Origin of the sequence: Microbacterium sp. SORGH_AS_0505 (assembly GCF_030818715.1) — a bacterium.
Classification (GTDB): Bacteria; Actinomycetota; Actinomycetes; order Actinomycetales; family Microbacteriaceae; genus Microbacterium.
Map to the genome: position 1 here is coordinate 668,992 of NZ_JAUTAT010000001.1, position 16,685 is coordinate 685,676.

The following is a 16,685-nucleotide window of genomic DNA, read 5'->3' on the forward strand; positions in this document are numbered from 1 at the left end:
ACCGTCAGCGGTCGATGCGGAAGGTGAAGACGTTCGTGTCGAAGTGGTTGTACGACTCGTAGTCGATGAGGTCGTACAGGTCGGCGCGGTGCTGCATCTCGCCGAGGCGGGACGTGAGGTGCCCCTCGTCGATCAGCGTATCGAGCGCGCGCTCGGCCGCGCCCATAGCGATCCTCAGGAGCGATACCGGCCAGATCACGATGTTCACCCCGACGTCCCGCAGTTGGTCGACGGTGAACAGATCGCTCTTCCCGAACTCGGTCATGTTCGCGAGGATCGGCACGTCCACCGCCGCCCGCACCGCGGCGAACTCTTCGAGCGTCCGCATCGCCTCGGGGAAGATCGCATCGGCCCCGGCGTCGACCAGTTTGCGCGCACGGTCGGTCGCGGCATCCAGTCCCTCGACGGCTCGGATGTCGGTGCGCGCCATCACGAGGAAGTTCGGATCGCGACGCGCGTCGACCGCGGCGCGGATGCGCCCCAGGGCCGTGCCCTCGTCGACGACCTCCTTGCCGTCGAGGTGGCCGCAGCGCTTGGGGTTCACCTGGTCCTCGATGTGGGCGCCTGCGATCCCGGCGTCCTCGAGGGTCTGGATCGTGCGGGCCACGTTCATGGGCTCGCCGAAGCCGGTGTCGGCGTCGATGATCGCGGGGAGTTCCGTCGTGCGGGCGATCTGCTGGCCGCGCGCGGCGACCTCGGTGAGCGTCGTCAGTCCGATGTCGGGGAGCCCGAGATCGGCCGAGAGCACGGCGCCCGAGATGTAGACGCCCTCGAACCCCTTCCGCTCGATGAGGCGGGCCGACAGCGGGTTGAACGCCCCGGGAAAGCGCAGCAGCTCCCCCGTCGCGAGCCGCTCCCGGAACAGGCGGCGCTTCTCGTGCGCCGGGGTCTGCGCGTACAGCATCAGAAGAGTCCCTTCGGGGCCGGGGCGGCCTCGAGCACACCGGGGGCCGCGACGATGTCGAGCTGCCGCACCTCGTCGGCTGTCAGCTCGGGCAGGCGCTGGACGAGCTCGAGGAATCGCTCGATCTCGGCGGGCTCGAGCACGGGCTCGGCGAGCAGTCGGAACTTGCGGACGTAGTCCGCGCGCGCGAACGGGCGGGCGCCGAGGGGGTGCGCGTCGGCGACGGCGATCTCGTCGGCGACAATCGTGCCGTCCGTCAGCGTGATCTCCACGCGGCCGCCGAACGCCTTCTCGTCGGGGTCCTCGGAGTGGTAGCGCCGCGTCCACTCGGCATCCTCGGCGGTCGTCACCTTGTGCCACAGCTCGACGGTGTCGGGCCGACCGGCGCGCTCGGGCGTGTACGAGTCGACGTGGTGCCAGCCGCCGTCCTGCAGCGCGACCGCGAAGATGTACGGAATCGAGTGGTCGAGGGTCTCGCGGGATGCCGTGGGGTCGTATTTCTGCGGATCCCCGGCACCCGAGCCGATCACGTAGTGCGTGTGGTGGCTCGTGTGCAGGACGACCGACGCGACGTTCGCCGGGTCGCGCAGCTCGGGTCGCTCGGTGCCGAGCTTGCGGGCCAGGTCGATCCACGCCTGCGCCTGGTACTCGGCCGAGTGCTCCTTCGTGTACGTGTCGAGGATGCCGCGCTTCGGCTCGCCGGCTGCGGGCAGCGGCACGTCGTACGCGGCGTCCTTGCCGTCGAGAAGCCAGGCGATCACGCCGTCCTCCCCCTCGTAGATGGGGGACGGCGAGGTCTCGCCGCGCATCGCCCGGTCGACCGCCTCGACGGCCATCTTCCCGGCGAAGGCGGGGGCGTGCGCCTTCCACGTCGAGATCTCGCCCTTACGCGACTGACGCGTCGCGGTGGTGGTGTGGAGCGCCTGGCCGACGGCCTGGTAGATCGTGTCCACATCGAGCCCGAGCAGGGTACCGATACCGGCAGCCGCAGACGGGCCGAGGTGCGCGACGTGGTCGATCTTGTGCTTGTGCAGGCTGATGGCCCGGACGAGGTCGACCTGGATCTCGTAGCCGGTCGCGAGCCCGCGGACTAGGGCCGCGCCGTCGGCGCCGACGTGCTGCGCGACCGCGAGGATCGCGGGGATGTTGTCGCCCGGGTGCGAGTACTCCGCTGCGAGGAACGTGTCGTGGTAGTCGAGCTCGCGGACGGCGACGCCGTTGGCCCACGCCGCCCACTCCGGGCTCGTGCGGGTCTCGTTGTCGACGCCGAAGACGGTCCCGCCGTGGCCGTTCGCCGACACCGGGTGCGACAGCGCCTGCGAACGTGCCGCGCTGACGGGACGACGGGTGAGGGATGCGGCGGCCACCGCCGCGTTGTCGATGATGCGGTTGACGATCATGTCGACGACGTCGTCCTCGACGGCGACCGGATCGACGGCGACCTGCGCGATCTTGTAGGCGAGCTGCTCCTCGCGGGGCAGCGGCTCGTCGCTGCGGTAGACGCGGACGTGATGGGTGACGGTCATGTCGTTTCCTCCGGGGTGTCGGACAGGGAGCCCTGGATCGAGGTCAGGGCGTTGTGCAGGTGGACGTGCGTCGCATGCGCGGCGAGGTCGACATCGCCCGCGGCGATCGCGCTCGCGATGAGGCGGTGCTCGGCGACGGATGCCGCGAGACGCTCGGGATTGTCGCGAGCGAGCCGGCGGACGCGTACGAGGTGCGTCCTGACGGTGCGGAGGGCCGAGGTCAGGTAGTCGTTGTCGACCGCCGCGTCGAGCTCCGCATCGAAACGCGCGATGAGCGCGTAGTACGCGTCGGCATCGGATGCCGGTCCGCCCGACGTCTGCGTCGCGGCGAAGTCCTCGGCGAGTCCAGCGAAGATCGATCGATCACCGGACTGGGCCGCCAGCCGGGCCGCGGTCTCCTCGAGCGCCCGGCGCACGGCGAAGAGAGCCCGGATGTCGTCGGCGTCGATGCGGGTGACGACGGTCACCCGCGGGGAGGCCTGCTCGACGAGTCCGTCGGCGGCGAGACGCCGAAGCGCCTCCCGGAGCGGCGTCCGGCTCACGCCTAGCCGGGTGGCCTGCTCGACCTCGCCCAGCACGGTGCCGGGGCGCAACGTCCCGTCCTGGATCTCGCCCAGGAGCGTCTCGTACGCGCGCACGCCGGCGTACCGCGCGGGAGCATCGGTCATGACGCCAGTGTATGCACAAGATGCCCATAAAGGGGCGAAGCGCCCGATAGGTCGACCTTATGTATACACAGGGGTCGCGCCGGCGTCCCACGAAGCGACGGCAGTGAGGACGGCCGAGAGGCTGCGATCCGCAGCATCCGGATCCACCCTCGCCACGGCCAACGCGGCGATGACCAGGGACGCGCAGACCTCGGAGAGCGCGGCGCGCGAGCCTGCGGAGACCTCCGGCCGCGCACCGTCGACACCCGCGGCTATCGCCGCCCGGAGCTCGTCGGTGTACCCGGTGACGAGCGCGCGCACGTTGGGGTCGTCGTCGACGACGGGAGCGCAGGCGGCATTGAGCAGCAGGCATCCTGCCTGCGCACGCGGGGTGCCGCTGGCGATCGCGCTCCGCATCTCGGCGATGTACCGCTCGAGCGCCTCGGGGCCGGCATCCGGCTCGCGAAGCCGACCGATGCGCGAACGCACGACCTCGTCGAGGTACCTCGCGACGACGGCCTCGAAGAGCCCCTTCTTGCTGCCGAACGCGTGATAGATGCTCGAGCGCTTCAGCCCCGTCGCCGCTTCGAGTTCCGCGACACCGGTCTCGGCGTAGCCGCGCGCCCAGAAGACGTCCCGCGCGGCGCGGATGACGTCGTCGCGGTCGAATGCGCTGGTACGGCCCATGGTGGATCCTCTCGGTCACCCATAGTATAGTGAACCGATCGTTACAAAATGACGCTTGGAGAAAGAATGCGCGCAGTCACCCACCCCGTTTTCGGCGAGCCGGCCGACGTCCTGGAGACGACGGAGACCCCCGACCCGACGCCCGGCGCCGGTGAGGTCCGCGTCCGCCTCCTCGCTTCGCCCATCCACAACCACGACCTCTGGACCATCCGCGGCACCTACGGCTTCAAGCCGGAACTCCCCCGCCCGCGCCGGCACCGAGGCCGTCGGAGTCATCGAGGAGCTCGGCGAGGGCGTCGAGAACCTCCAGGTCGGTCAGCGCGTCGCCACCGGCGGCACCTTCGGCGTGTGGGCGGAGCAGTTCGTCGCCCGCGCCGCAGGCCTCATCCCCGTTCCCGAGGGCCTTCCCGACGAGCAGGCCGCGCAGCTGGTCTCCATGCCCTTCAGCGCGATCAGCCTCATCGACTTCCTCGACCTGAAGCCGGGCGACTGGATCGTCCAGAACGCCGCGAACGGCGCCGTCGGCCGCATGGTCGCCCAGATGGGTCGCGCTCGCGGCCTCAACATCGTCGGCCTCGTGCGCCGCAGCGCCGCCGTCGCCGAGCTCGCCGAGCAGGGCATCGACCGGATCGTCGCCGTCGACACCGACGACTGGCGCGACAAGGTCGCCGAGATCACCGGCGGCGCCTCGATCACCGCGGGCGTCGACTCCGTCGGCGGCGAGTCGAGCGGTCACGTCCTCTCGCTCCTCGGCGAGAACGCCACCCTCGTCGTCTTCGGCGCGATGGATGCCCCGGTCATGGAGCTCGCGTCGGGCCCGGTCATCTTCCGCCACATCACGATCAAGGGCTTCTGGGGCAGCAAGGTGAGCACCGAGATGGATGCCGCCAAGCGCGGCCGGCTCTTCGGTGAGCTCGCCCAGCACCTCTCGTCCGGCGTCTTGACCCTGCCGGTCTCGGCGACCTTCCCGCTCGAGCAGGCGCGCGACGCCGCCCGCGCAAGCCTGACCGCCGGCCGCGTCGGCAAGGTCCTGCTCCGCCCTTAAGGACGTGCATCGACGGAGGGGTGGTGGCGCTCAGCGCTCCCACCCCTCCGTCGCGTCTCCCGAGAGCCACTTTCCAGCCTGAACTTCGATGCATCCCCGACAAAACCCGCGAATCGTTGCGGCGGCATTGCCGAGGTGCGAATCTGGCTCCGACGGTTTCGGGCGACGTCAGGGGGATTTGATGAGCACTTCGGGAGACTACGCAGTTGTCGCGTCGAAGCGGCGGGGCTCCGCCAGTCGTCTCGTGGTTGCCGGACTCGCCGTGGCACTGCTGATCTTCGCGGCTTTGTCGACGGTGTGGGGATCGCCAGCGACGACGATTCGCTACGCGAGCTTCGCAACGATGATCGCGGCTCTGGCCTCCGGTGTCGTCGCTATCCGGCGCGGTCCCACCGGAACGAGGGCCGCCAGCGCGATAGTCGCCGTGGTGGCGCTCATGCTGGGGTCCACCTTCTTCGGCCTGACGTACTCGTAGTCCGTCGGGCTCGAAAGCGGCGGCCGCATCTCCCGCCCGAGAGCCCGCAGAGTCCGGTGGGCATCGGGCGGGCCGGCTGCGCGGGTACCGTGGAGCGGTGACCGAAACCTCCCGCTATGTAGTGGCCACCGACGGCGCCTGCAAGGGCAATCCCGGACCGACGGGCTGGGCGTGGGTCGGCGAGGACGGCCACTGGGCGGCGGGCTCGATCATCCAGGGCACGAACAACGTCGGCGAGCTGCTGGGACTCCTGAAGGCGATCGAGGACCATGCGGATGTCCGCGAGCTCGTCGTGCAGGCCGATTCGAAGTACGCGATCGACACGTACGAGAAATGGATGGACGGTCACCGCCGCCGCGGGTGGAAGACCTCGACCGGCGCGCCGACGAAGAACGTCGACCTGCTCGAGCAGCTGATCACCGCGCGCGACGCTCGCCGCGCCGCGGGCCTTCCCGACGTGGTCCTCGAACACGTCCGCGGACACCGCGGTCACGTCCTCAACGAGTGGGCCGACGAGCGCGCCGTGCGCGGCGCCGAGCACGCGGCATCCGGCAAGGAATCGGCGTGGTCGTCGCTCGGCGGCCTGCACGAGAGGCTCGACGTGTCCGAGGCGCCGAAGAAGAAGCGCTGACCCGCGCGCCGGTGCGGGCACGGACCGCGGAGTCTTCGCCGAGGTCGAGCTCCGCAACCGGTTCCGACCAGCGACCCCCGCGAATGCTCCGCGGTTGTTGCCGCGGCCGTCAGGTGTCCGCGGCGCTCAGCAGTTCGGCCAGGCGGTCGAACGCCGACCGCTGCCCCTTCACGACCCGCTCGCGCGCGCGATCCAGCGGCATCCATTCGGCGCGGTCGACCTCGGGGAAGGATGCCGTCCGGCCCGATCGCGGCGGCCACTCCATCTCGAACTCACCGAACACGAACCCCTCCGCCTCGAAGCCCGCACCGTCGGCGACGAACACCGTCACCCGCTTGCCCGACGAGTACGCGAACGTGCCGAGCTCGGCGTAGTCGGCCTCGGGAGGGGCGACGCCGAGCTCCTCGCGGAACTCCCGCTTCGCGGCATCCAACGCCTCTTCGCCGTCCTCGAGTTCACCCTTCGGGACCGACCAGGCACCCTCGTCCTTCGACGCCCAGTACGGCCCGCCCATGTGAGCGACGAACGCCGACACCCCGCCCCCACCGTCGAGACGGTAGAGCAGGATGCCGGCGCTCTGCGTGGCCACGAACGGGCGGCGCTCGTCAGATCAGACGGGACTTCGGCGAGACGGAGTACGTCTCCTCCGGGTCGGTGACCGCCACCGGCGCCAGCGCCTCGTTGATCGCGGCGTACGTGTCGTCGTCGAGCTCGATCCCCGAGGCCTTCACGGTGTCCTCGAGCTGCTCAGGACGCGACGCCCCGATGATCGCCGCGGCGATGTTCGGGTTGTGCAGCACCCACGCGAGGGCGAGCTGCGGCACCGTGATGCCCGCGCCCTCGGCGATCGGCTGCAGCTTCTGCACGGCGGTGAGCGTCTCGTCCTTCATGAACCGCTTGATCATGTCGGATCCGCCCTTCTCGTCGGTCGCGCGCGACCCCTCGGGAAGCGGCTGACCCGGCTTGTACTTGCCGGTGAGGACGCCCTGCGCCAGCGGCGACCAGACGATCTGCGAGATGCCGAGCTCCTCGGAGGTCGGAACGACCTTGCCCTCGATGACGCGCCACAGCGCGGAGTACTGCGGCTGGTTCGAGACGAGCTGGAAGCCGAGCTCCTTCGCCAGCGCGTGCCCGGCGCGCAGCTGCTCGGCGGTCCACTCGCTGACGCCGATGTAGAGCGCCTTGCCCTGACGGACGATGTCGGCGAAGGCCTGCATCGTCTCTTCGAGCGGGGTCTCGTAGTCGTAGCGGTGCGCCTGGTAGAGGTCGACGTAGTCGGTGTTCAGGCGCTTCAGGGAACCGTTGATGCCCTCGAGGAGGTGCTTACGCGAGAGTCCGTGGTCGTTCGGACCCTTGGGACCGGTCGGCCAGTAGACCTTCGTGAAGATCTCGAGGGATTCGCGGCGCTGACCCTTGAGCGCCTCTGCGAGAACGGACTCGGCCGCGGTGTTGGCGTACGCGTCGGCGGTGTCGAACGAGCTGATGCCGAGGTCGAGGGCCTTGTGAACCGTCGCGATCGCCGCGTCGTTCTCGACCTGCGACCCGTGGGTGAGCCAGTTGCCGTAGGTGAGTTCAGTGATCTTGAGGCCGCTGTTGCCCAGGAATCGATAATTGACCATGCGTTCGACGCTACTCCCGGGTGCTGTCTCAACACGGGGCTCTTGACAGCGTTACGCCGCGGGCAGAATCGCCGGCCGGTCAGACCGATGCGGCAGCGACCTGATCATCCTCGGTCGCGACGAGCTGACCGCACGCGCCGTCGATCTCCTTGCCGCGGGTGTCGCGGAGGGTCGTCGGGATGCCGGCCTCGTTGAGGCGTCGCACGAACTCGTTCTGCACGTCGACGTCCGACGAGGTCCAGATCGATCCGGGCGTCGGGTTCAGCGGGATCGGGTTCACGTGCACCCAGCCGCGACCGCGCTGGTTGAGCTTGTCGGCGAGGAGGTCGGCGCGCCAGGCGTGGTCGTTCATGTCCTTGATGAGCGCGTACTCGATCGAGACGCGGCGGCCGGTCTTCTCGAAGTACTCGCGCGCGGCGTCGAGCGCTTCGTCGACCTTCCAGCGGGAGTTCACCGGGATGAGCTCGTCGCGCAGCAGGTCGTCGGGCGCGTGCAGCGACAGCGCGAACGTGACCGGGATGTCCTCGTTGCTCAGCTTGCGGATCGCGGGGACCAGGCCCACCGTCGAGACGGTGATGCCGCGCGCGCTCATGCCGAGGCCATGCTTCTTGTCGACCATCGTCCGGACGGCCTGCATGACCCGGGCGTAGTTCGCGAGCGGCTCACCCATGCCCATGAAGACGATGTTCGTGACGCGCTCGTCCTTGTGGCCGACCTTCCGGGGGTCGCCGAGGCCGCCGTCGGCGATGAGCCGGTTGGCGCGGACGACCTGGTCGACGATCTCGGCCGCCGACATGTTGCGCGTGAGGCCGGCCTGTCCGGTCGCGCAGAACGGGCAGTTCATGCCACAGCCGGCCTGGCTCGACACGCACAGCGTGATGCGGCCGGTGTAGCGCATGAGCACCGACTCGACGAGGGCGCCGTCGTGCAGGCGCCACAGGAACTTGATCGTGTCGCCACCGTCGGTCTCGAGGCGGCGCACCTCGGTCATGAGATTCGGCAGGAGTCCGCCGACGAGCTCGTCGCGGTTACCCGCCGGCAGATCGGTCATATGGGCGGGGTCCGACGTGTAGTGCTGGAAGTAGTGCTTCTCGAGCTGCCCGGCGCGGAAGCCCGGCATCCCGAGCTCCTTCAGCTTCTCGACGCGCGCATCGTGATCGAGGTCGGCGAGGTGCACCGGCGGCTTGCCGCGCTTGGGGCTCGCGAACTGCAGGAGCGGGCGACCCTCGGCATCCTTCGCCTGCGTCCACCCCTCGGTCGCGGGCCGCACCTGCTTGGGCGTCGTCGTACGCACGGCGGACATGCCTTCAGGGCGCGCGGAAGTGGGCTCGGTCATGCCTTCCAGGCTACCGGCGACGGGCTGGACGGATGCCGGACGACTCTAGACTCGGGGCATGACGGATGGGGCTCCGCGGCGCCGCGGAACGGTTGTGCACAAGGTGCTCAACAACAACGTCGTCATCTCGCTCGACGAGCAGGGCCGCGAACGCGTCCTCATGGGCCGCGGCCTCGGATTCCAGCTGAAGCCCACCGACTCCCTCGACCCTGCCAAGGTCGAGAAGACCTTCATCCTCGACGCCGGCGAGGACGGCGAGCGCGAACGCCGGATGCTGACCGACACCCCCTACCCGATCATCGAAGCCGTCTCGCGCGCCGTCGACCAGGCCGAGCGGACTCTCGGGCATCACCTCGGGCGCCGGTTGACCGTCGCGGTCATCGACCACGTCCAGTTCGTGCTGGAACGCTTGGACAAGGGCATCCGGATCCCGACGGCGAACATGCCGGAGCTGCGCGTCCTCCACCCGGCGGAGTTCGCCGCAGCCGCCGCGATGGCGGCGTCGATCTCCGAGGCACTCGGAACGGAACTGCCCGCCGAGGAAGCCGTCTTCCTCACGATGCACCTCTTGAACGCCACGCGGGACGAGCCGAACGGGACCGCTGCGCTGCTGTTCCGCCGCGTGCAGCACGTCGTCCTGACGGTCGAGAACGGGCTCGGCGTGAAGCTCGACGTCGAAAGCCCCGACTACGCCCGGTTCGTGCTGCACATCCAGTTCCTCTTGCAGCGGCTCGTGTCCAGATCGATGCTGCGCAGCGCCGACAGCTCGTTCTTCGAGTTCGCCAAGCACAGCTACCCGCGGTCGTATGCGATCGCGCAGGAGGTCAAGGCCTACGTCCGTGCGGCCACGGAGTCCGAGCTCACCGACGAGGAGCTGTTGTACGTCATCGTGCACGTCGAGCGGCTCGCATCCCAGGTCGCCGCTTCGCCGGAGTGACCCTCGCGTCCCATTCGGATGCATGCTAACGTGACCTTCCGCAGGGCGATGCCGCCCTGCACGCGACGGATTGTTACTGCGGCAGCAGGCAAAACCTGAACTCACATCGCTCGATGAGCGATGAACGAGTTCAGGTTTTTTTGTTGCCCGGAAACGGCTCCGACGCGTGACCCACCCGAGATGTGCCGCACCGATGCGGCAAGGAAGAGCGTGTCCCGATGGACTACTCGAAGACCGCGGCCGGCGTCCTGAAGGGCGTCGGCGGAGAAGAGAACGTCAGTTCGCTCGTGCACTGCGCGACGCGCCTGCGCTTCGTCCTCAAGGACGAGTCGAAGGCCGACAGCGCCGCCGTCAAGGCGACGCCCGGTGTCGTGACGGTCGCCCAGGCCGGCGGCCAGTATCAGGTCGTCATCGGCAACGACGTGCCCGACGTCTTCGCCGAGATCGGCAAGATCTCGAAGCTCGGCGCGGCCTCCGCCGACGGCGCGGCGAGCGACGCCCCGAAGGGCAACCTCTTCAACCGCTTCATCTCGATGATCTCGGCGATCTTCACGCCCGTCCTGTGGGCGCTCGCCGGCACGGGTCTGCTGAAGGCGTTCCTGGCGGCAGCCGTCACGTTCGGCTGGATGAGTGAAGGAACCTCCACCTACATCGTCCTGCAGGCACTGTCGGACGGTTTCATCAACTTCCTCCCCCTGGCACTCGCGATCACGGCCGCTCGCTACTTCAAGGCCAATGAATGGACGGCTCTCGCGATCGCCATGGCGCTGCTGTACCCGACAGCGACCGCACTCGTGGGCAAGCCCGATCTCACCTTCTTCGGCATCCCCTTCACGATGGTCACCTACGTCTCGAGCGTCATCCCCATCATCGTGATCGTTTGGCTGCAGAGCCATGCGGAGAAGGTCCTCTACGCGAAGCTGCCGAGCGCCATCAAGCGGTTCATCACCCCGATGATCGTCGTGCTGATCGCTGTGCCCCTCGTCTTCGTCGTGATCGGCCCGATCTCCGATCTCATCGGTCGCGGGATCGGCGGAGGGATCAACTGGGTCTTCGAGAACGCCCCGTGGGCGGGCGGCGCCATCATGGGTGGCCTGTGGCAGGTCTTCGTGATCTTCGGGCTGCACTGGGGTCTCGTTCCGCTGTTCACCCTCGAGCTTCAGACCACGGGGCAGATCATGCTCGTCGGCCCCGTTTTCGCCGCGGTCCTCGCGCAGGCGGCCGCCGTCGCCGGCGTCTGGGTGCGTGCGCGCAACAAGAACCTCAAGTCGCTCGCGGCCCCCGCGACCCTGTCGGGCTTCCTCGCCGGCATCACCGAGCCCGCGATCTACGGCATCAACCTTCCCCTCAAGCGCCCGTTCGCCTTCGGCATCGTCGGCGGCGCGATCGGCGGCGCGATCATCGGCATCGGCGGCGTCTTCGCAAAGGCGTTCGTCGTCCCCTCCGGCCTCGCCCTTCCGGCCCTGTTCGGTAACGGCAACATGTTCATGCTCGTCATCGGCCTCGGTGTCGCGATCATCGTCCCGTTCCTGCTCACCGTGATCATCGGCTTCGTCGAACCGGCCGAGGATGCGGCGCCCGCCCCGGCGACCGCGGAGAACGACCTCGCCGTCCTCAGCCCGCTCGATGGCACCGTGGTCCCGCTGTCCGAGACGCCGGATGCCGCGTTCGCCGAGGGCGCGCTCGGCGACGGCGTCGCGATCCTTCCTCGCAGCGGAGCCCTGTACGCCCCGTTCGACGCGACGATCGCCGCCGCGTTCCCGACCGGCCACGCCATCGGCCTGCGTCACGCCGACGGCGCCGAGGTGCTGATCCACATCGGCATCGACACGGTCAAGCTCGGCGGGCAGCACTTCGACGTGAAGGTCACGACGGGCCAGCAGGTGAAGGCCGGCGACCTGCTCGTCGAGTTCGACGGCGACGCGATCGAGAAGGCCGGGTACGACCTGACCACGCCGATCGTCGTCACCAACGGCGAGCTCTACCCGGCGATCACCGACCGCGCTGCAGGCCCCATCGCCCACGGTGAGCCGCTGTTCACGGCGGTCTCGGTCGAGTCCGCGGCCGTCACGGCCTGACCCGATCCGGATGCCGGGTGCCGCCGCACCCGAAGCGGCGGCGCCCGGCATCCCCCTCCCCCTCGAACCCACACGACACGAAACGAAAGCGACTCATGAGCACCATCTCGTTCCCCGACGGCTTCCTCTGGGGCGGCGCGACCGCCGCGAACCAGCTCGAGGGCGCATACCTCGAAGACGGCAAGGGACTCTCGATCCAGGACGTGATGCCGCAGGGCATCATGACCCCGCGCAGCGAGGGCCCGACGGACGACAACCTGAAGCAGGTCGGCATCGACTTCTACCACCGGTACGCGGAGGACATCGCGCTCTTCGCCGAGATGGGGTTCAAGACCTTCCGGTTCTCGATCGCTTGGAGCCGCATCTTCCCGAAGGGCGACGAGACCGAGCCCAACGAGGCCGGCCTCGCGTTCTACGACCGGGTCCTCGACGAGCTCGAGCGCCACGGCATCGAGCCGCTCGTCACGATCTCGCACTACGAGACCCCGTTGCACCTCGCCGAAACCTACGACGGCTGGGTGAACCGCGACATGATCGGGTTCTACGAGCGCTACGTGCGGACGCTCTTCTCGCGTTACGGCGCCCGGGTGAAGTACTGGCTGACTTTCAACGAGATCAACTCGATCGTCCACGCGCCGTTCATGTCGGGTGGGATCAACACCCCGAAGGACGAGCTGTCGCCCTCGGACCTGTACCAGGCGATCCACCACGAGCTCGTGGCATCGGCGCTCGCGACCAAGGTGGCCCGTCAGCTCGCACCGAACGCGCAGATCGGCTGCATGGTGCTGTCGATGCCGGTCTACCCGCTCACCCCGAACCCCGATGACGTGTTCGCCGCCCTCACGACGGAGCGCGTCAACCTCGCCTTCGGCGACATCCACGTGCGCGGCGAATACCCCGGCTACTACCTGCGGAGCCTGCGCGAGCAGGGTGTCGAGCTGAACATCACCGACGAGGACCGCACGCTCCTCAAGGAGAACACCGTCGACTTCGTGTCGTTCAGCTACTACTCGTCGATCTGCGAGACGACCGACGAGTCGAAGCGCGTCATGGGCGAAGGCAACCTCTTCGGCGGCGTCAAGAACCCGACGCTGAAGGAGTCGGAGTGGGGCTGGCAGATCGACCCCGTCGGCCTCCGCCTCGTGCTGAACCAGTTCTGGGACCGCTGGCAGAAGCCGCTGTTCATCGTCGAGAACGGCCTGGGGGCGAAGGACCAGCTCGTCGAGGTCGACGGCGTCCAGACCGTCCAGGACGACTACCGCATCGCCTACCTGCAGGCGCACCTCGAGGCGGTCGGTGAAGCGATCGCCGACGGCGTCGACCTCATGGGCTACACGACGTGGGGCTGCATCGACCTCGTCTCGGCGTCGACAGCGCAGCTCAGCAAGCGGTACGGCTTCATCTACGTCGACCGGAACGACGACGGCAGCGGATCACTCGATCGCTACAAGAAGGCGTCGTTCGACTGGTACGCGGAGGTCATCCGCACGAACGGCGCATCGCTGGCGCGCTGACCTACCCTCCGATGCGGTCGTGGTTCGCCACGGCCGCATCGTTGTTCCCGGGGGTCCCGAGCCGGGCGGCGAGCGCTGCGATGTCGGCGGGCGTCGTGCGGCAGCACCCGCCGACGAGGCGGGCACCGGCATCCACCCAGTCGTCGACATCGGTGAAGGCGGACCCGGGTTCGCCGCGCCAGGTCCGGGATGCCGCATCCCACCGCTCGCCGCTGTTCGGGTAGACGACGGCCGCGACCCCGGCCGGCACGTGCGAGAGGACGGCGGGAATGAGGTCGGGCGGGCAGCAGTTCGCCCCGACCGCGACGACCCCCGAGGCGGACGCCGCCGTGGCGAGGGCGGATGCCAGGCCGCCGCCGTCGAACGCCGTGCTCGCCGCGGACACCGAGATCCACGCCGGGACGTCGATCCCCTCGAGCGCGAGGGCGACCGCCTCGACCTCGGCGGGAGAGGCGATGGTCTCGATCGCGAGCAGGTCGGCGCCGGCCGCGGCGAGCACCTCGATGCGGCGCCGATGCCACCGCGCCAGGTCGGTCGCGGAGACCCCGTAGTCCCCCGTGTACTCGCTGCCGTCGGCACGGACCGCTCCGAACGGACCGACGGATGCCGCGACCCACGCCCGCCCCTGCGCCGCTTCTCGCGCGAGCCGGACCGACGCCGTGAGCAGCCGGTCGACGGCCGCCTGGTCGTACCCGGCAGCGCCGAGGTTGTCGTACCCGAGCTGGTAGGAGGCGGTCGTGATCACCTCGGCGCCCACGGCGACGAACTCGGCGTGCACGTCGCGGACATCGCCCGGCGCCTCGATGAGGACACCGGCCGACCAGAGCGCGCCGGCGAGGTCGTGCCCGCGGGCTTCGAGCATCGTCCCGAGTCCGCCGTCCAGGACGAGGGGGCGGCCTGCGATCACGGCGCGGACATCGGGCATGCGGTCACTCTAGGCTCGGCCGCTCTGCTCTCCCCCGTCGCATTACGCTGAAAGATGTGACGACTTCCCGCATCCGCCCGATCTCCGTGGACGACGCCGGCGAGGTGCTCACCCTGCAGCGCGCCGCCTTCGTGCAGGAGGCGCTCATCTACGACGCCGTCGACATGCCGCCGCTCACGCAGACCCTCGACGAGGTTCGCGCGGAGCTCGAGGAGAACCTCGGATGCATCGCCCTCGACGGCGAGCGCATCGTGGGCTGCGTGCGGGCACGCCTCGACGGCGACCTGCTGCTCATCGGCCGGATCGCGATCGCCCCCGACCAGCAGGGATCGGGCCTCGGCACCTCGCTGCTGTCCGCCGTCGAGGAGCGCGGCAGGGACGCCGGGGCGACGACCGCCGAGCTGTTCACCGGGTCGCTGAGCGAGGCGAACCTCCGCCTCTACGAGCGCGAGGGGTACGAGGAGAGCGAACGGGTCCCCGGCGACGACGGGACCGAGCAGGTCTTCCTGCGCAAGCGGCTCTGAACCGGCCGTCCCTCTCCGTCCGGGAGAATGGACGTATGACGCGCATCGCCTTCCTCGACGTGGACGGAACCATCCTGGAGCACGGGACGGCCATCGCCGACTCGACCATCACCGCCATCCGGACGGCACGCGAGAACGGGCACCTCGTCTATCTCTGCACCGGGCGAGCAGCGGGTGACATCCACCCCAAGGTCCGCGAGATCGGCTACGACGGCGCGATCACCAACGGCGGTGCCTACGCCGTCCGCGGCGACGACCTGCTGTTCGCCGACCCGATGCCCCGCGAGGACACCGACCGGCTGATCTCGTACTTCGAGTCGGAGGACATCGACTACTTCCTCCAGTCCGACGAAGCGGTCTTCGCGAGCGAGGGTGTCGGCGCGATGCTCGACGAATACTTCGCCGAGCGCCGCAAGCGTCACCTCGAGGACGCCCGCCGTCTCGGGCAGACCGACGTCGTCGAACCGAAGCCGATCGTCACCTACCGCCCCGTCGCCGACGCCGACCTCGATGCGATCGCGAAGACCACCTTCATCAGCAAGCGCTCCGACAGCGTCGACAGGGCCCAGACCGACCTCGGCGATCGCTTCCATGTCATCCCCGGCAGCATCCCGCTCCCCGGCGGGTCCAACGGCGAGATCGGCCTGCGTGGCACGAACAAGGGCTCGGCGATCCTCCGGGTGCTCGACATCCTCGGACTCGACGCCGCCGACGCGGTCGGCATCGGCGACAGCTGGAACGACGCGGAGATGTTCGACGTCGTCGGCTCGCCCGTCGCGATGGGCAACGCCGACCCCGCCCTCAAGGAGCGCGCCGGCAACGTCACGACCGACGTCCTCGACGACGGCGTGTGGAACGCGTTCGTGAAGCTCGGCCTGGTCTGACCGGCGCGCCGCGGCGCGTACGCGGACGCAATGGATCGGGCGCGACACCCCGGCATCCGCCCGCCGTCGACGGCGTGTCGGGCCGAAACCCTGCACCCGCGAACGGGTCAGTCGAGGAAGATGTCGGGGAACAGCTCGGTGTCGGGCGTCCCCGGCGTCGCCGCGTAGCGAGAGAAGTCGGTGACGCCCGCCTCGCGCAGCACGTCCTCGACGATCAGCGTCTGGCCGGTGTAGTCGCGGGCGGGCTTGCAGAGCACCTCGTACGCCGCGTCGGCGTAGACCTCGGGGGTTCGGCTGACCTTCATCATGCGATCGCCGCCGAGGGCGAACTGCACGGCGGCCGTCGCGATCGTCGTCTGCGGCCACAGGGTGTTCGCGGCGACGCCGTCCTTCGCGAACTCCGCGGCCATGCCGAGGGTCGCCATCGTCATGCCGTACTTGGCGAGCGTGTACCCGGTGTGCGCCCCGAGCCATTTCGGCGACAGGTTGAGGGGCGGCGACAGCGACAGGATGTGGGGGTTCGCGGCATCCGTCAGCATCGGGAGCGCCGCCCGCGAGAGCATGAACGTGCCGCGCACGTTGACGTCCTGCATGAGGTCGTACTTCTTCGCCGCGAGCTCGAGCGAGCCCGACAGGTCGATGACCGAGGCGTTGTTGACGACGATGTCGATCCCGCCGAACTCGCCCTGCGTCTTCAGGACGGCCTCGGTGATGTCGCCGTCCTCGCGGACGTCGCCGACGATGGGGAGCGCCTGCCCGCCGGCCGCGCGGATCTGCTCGGCCGCCGAGTGGACGGTGCCCTCGAGCTTGGGATGCGGGGCGTCGGTCTTGGCGAGCAGGGCGATGTTCGCACCGTCGCGCGCGGCGCGCAGGGCGATCGCGAGGCCGATGCCGCGGCTGCCGCCCGACATGAGGATGGTCTTTCCGGCGAGGGTCATGGGTTCTCCAGGGGA

Annotated in this window: 16 protein-coding genes and 1 pseudogene; 8 read left to right on the plus strand and 9 right to left on the minus strand. The window is 69.2% G+C overall.

All coding sequences use genetic code 11. From position 1 onward, the window contains the following. Positions 1–4 precede the first annotated feature (4 nt). The 4 genes from prpB to QE428_RS03290 are packed head-to-tail and all read right to left on the minus strand — an operon-like array spanning position 5 to position 3,764. Positions 5–904: a methylisocitrate lyase gene (gene prpB / locus QE428_RS03275; protein ID WP_307462986.1), complete on the minus strand. Its 900-nt coding sequence runs from the start codon at positions 902–904 to the stop codon at positions 5–7. Next, entirely contained in the window at positions 904–2,430 is a 1,527-nt protein-coding gene (locus QE428_RS03280; protein WP_307462989.1) for an MmgE/PrpD family protein, read from the minus strand. The genes prpB and QE428_RS03280 overlap by 1 nt, the downstream gene beginning before the upstream one ends. After that, complete coding sequence (locus QE428_RS03285; protein ID WP_307462992.1) at positions 2,427–3,098, minus strand: GntR family transcriptional regulator; 672 nt, start codon at positions 3,096–3,098, stop codon at positions 2,427–2,429. The genes QE428_RS03280 and QE428_RS03285 overlap by 4 nt, the downstream gene beginning before the upstream one ends. Positions 3,099–3,155: 57 nt before the next feature. Then, the gene (locus QE428_RS03290; protein ID WP_307462995.1) at positions 3,156–3,764 is read right to left on the minus strand and encodes a TetR/AcrR family transcriptional regulator; all 609 of its coding nucleotides are present in this window, start codon (positions 3,762–3,764) and stop codon (positions 3,156–3,158) included. Between the two features lie 66 nt (positions 3,765–3,830). Between QE428_RS03290 and QE428_RS03295 the strand changes: the two are divergent. The 3 genes and pseudogenes from QE428_RS03295 to QE428_RS03305 all read left to right on the plus strand — a co-directional run bounded on the left by QE428_RS03295 (position 3,831) and on the right by QE428_RS03305 (position 5,915). Next, positions 3,831–4,809: pseudogene (locus QE428_RS03295) on the plus strand (zinc-binding dehydrogenase). Positions 4,810–4,990: 181 nt separating this feature from the next. Beyond that, entirely contained in the window at positions 4,991–5,284 is a 294-nt protein-coding gene (locus QE428_RS03300) for a hypothetical protein (protein ID WP_133399197.1), read from the plus strand. Positions 5,285–5,381: 97 nt separating this feature from the next. Beyond that, positions 5,382–5,915 (plus strand): ribonuclease H, encoded by a 534-nt coding sequence (locus QE428_RS03305; protein WP_307463000.1) that lies wholly within the window; start codon positions 5,382–5,384, stop codon positions 5,913–5,915. Positions 5,916–6,024: 109 nt separating this feature from the next. On the opposite strand, the gene QE428_RS03310 is transcribed toward QE428_RS03305, so the two are convergent. The 3 genes from QE428_RS03310 to rlmN all read right to left on the minus strand — a co-directional run bounded on the left by QE428_RS03310 (position 6,025) and on the right by rlmN (position 8,870). Further along, positions 6,025–6,504, minus strand: a complete 480-nt coding sequence (locus QE428_RS03310) for an NUDIX domain-containing protein (protein ID WP_307463003.1) — start codon at positions 6,502–6,504, stop codon at positions 6,025–6,027. 16 nt (positions 6,505–6,520) lie between these two features. After that, complete coding sequence (locus QE428_RS03315; RefSeq protein WP_307463006.1) at positions 6,521–7,534, minus strand: aldo/keto reductase family protein; 1,014 nt, start codon at positions 7,532–7,534, stop codon at positions 6,521–6,523. A gap of 79 nt (positions 7,535–7,613) precedes the next feature. Beyond that, positions 7,614–8,870: a 23S rRNA (adenine(2503)-C(2))-methyltransferase RlmN gene (gene rlmN / locus QE428_RS03320; RefSeq protein ID WP_373457689.1), complete on the minus strand. Its 1,257-nt coding sequence runs from the start codon at positions 8,868–8,870 to the stop codon at positions 7,614–7,616. A gap of 58 nt (positions 8,871–8,928) precedes the next feature. Here rlmN and QE428_RS03325 point away from each other — a divergent pair, with 58 nt between their 5' ends. The 3 genes from QE428_RS03325 (at position 8,929) to QE428_RS03335 (ending at position 13,399) form a co-directional block, all read left to right on the plus strand. Next, positions 8,929–9,807: a PRD domain-containing protein gene (locus tag QE428_RS03325; protein WP_133399194.1), complete on the plus strand. Its 879-nt coding sequence runs from the start codon at positions 8,929–8,931 to the stop codon at positions 9,805–9,807. A gap of 218 nt (positions 9,808–10,025) precedes the next feature. Continuing rightward, a complete protein-coding gene (locus tag QE428_RS03330) occupies positions 10,026–11,885 on the plus strand; it encodes a beta-glucoside-specific PTS transporter subunit IIABC (protein WP_307463011.1) in 1,860 nt (619 codons plus the stop codon). Positions 11,886–11,980: 95 nt separating this feature from the next. Further along, positions 11,981–13,399, plus strand: a complete 1,419-nt coding sequence (locus QE428_RS03335; protein ID WP_307463014.1) for a glycoside hydrolase family 1 protein — start codon at positions 11,981–11,983, stop codon at positions 13,397–13,399. A gap of 1 nt (position 13,400) precedes the next feature. Here QE428_RS03335 and mmuM read toward each other — a convergent pair whose 3' ends face one another. Further along, complete coding sequence (mmuM, locus tag QE428_RS03340) at positions 13,401–14,324, minus strand: homocysteine S-methyltransferase (RefSeq protein ID WP_307463017.1); 924 nt, start codon at positions 14,322–14,324, stop codon at positions 13,401–13,403. Between the two features lie 56 nt (positions 14,325–14,380). Here mmuM and QE428_RS03345 point away from each other — a divergent pair, with 56 nt between their 5' ends. Both QE428_RS03345 and QE428_RS03350 read left to right on the plus strand, forming a co-directional pair. Next, a complete protein-coding gene (locus tag QE428_RS03345) occupies positions 14,381–14,848 on the plus strand; it encodes a GNAT family N-acetyltransferase (protein ID WP_307463021.1) in 468 nt (155 codons plus the stop codon). Positions 14,849–14,883: 35 nt separating this feature from the next. Next, on the plus strand, positions 14,884–15,732 hold the full coding sequence (locus tag QE428_RS03350) for a Cof-type HAD-IIB family hydrolase (RefSeq protein WP_091356995.1): 849 nt from the start codon (positions 14,884–14,886) through the stop codon (positions 15,730–15,732). A 107-nt stretch (positions 15,733–15,839) separates the two neighbouring features. On the opposite strand, the gene QE428_RS03355 is transcribed toward QE428_RS03350, so the two are convergent. Next, entirely contained in the window at positions 15,840–16,670 is an 831-nt protein-coding gene (locus tag QE428_RS03355) for an NAD(P)-dependent oxidoreductase (RefSeq protein WP_307463025.1), read from the minus strand. Between the last annotated feature and the right edge of the window lie 15 nt (positions 16,671–16,685).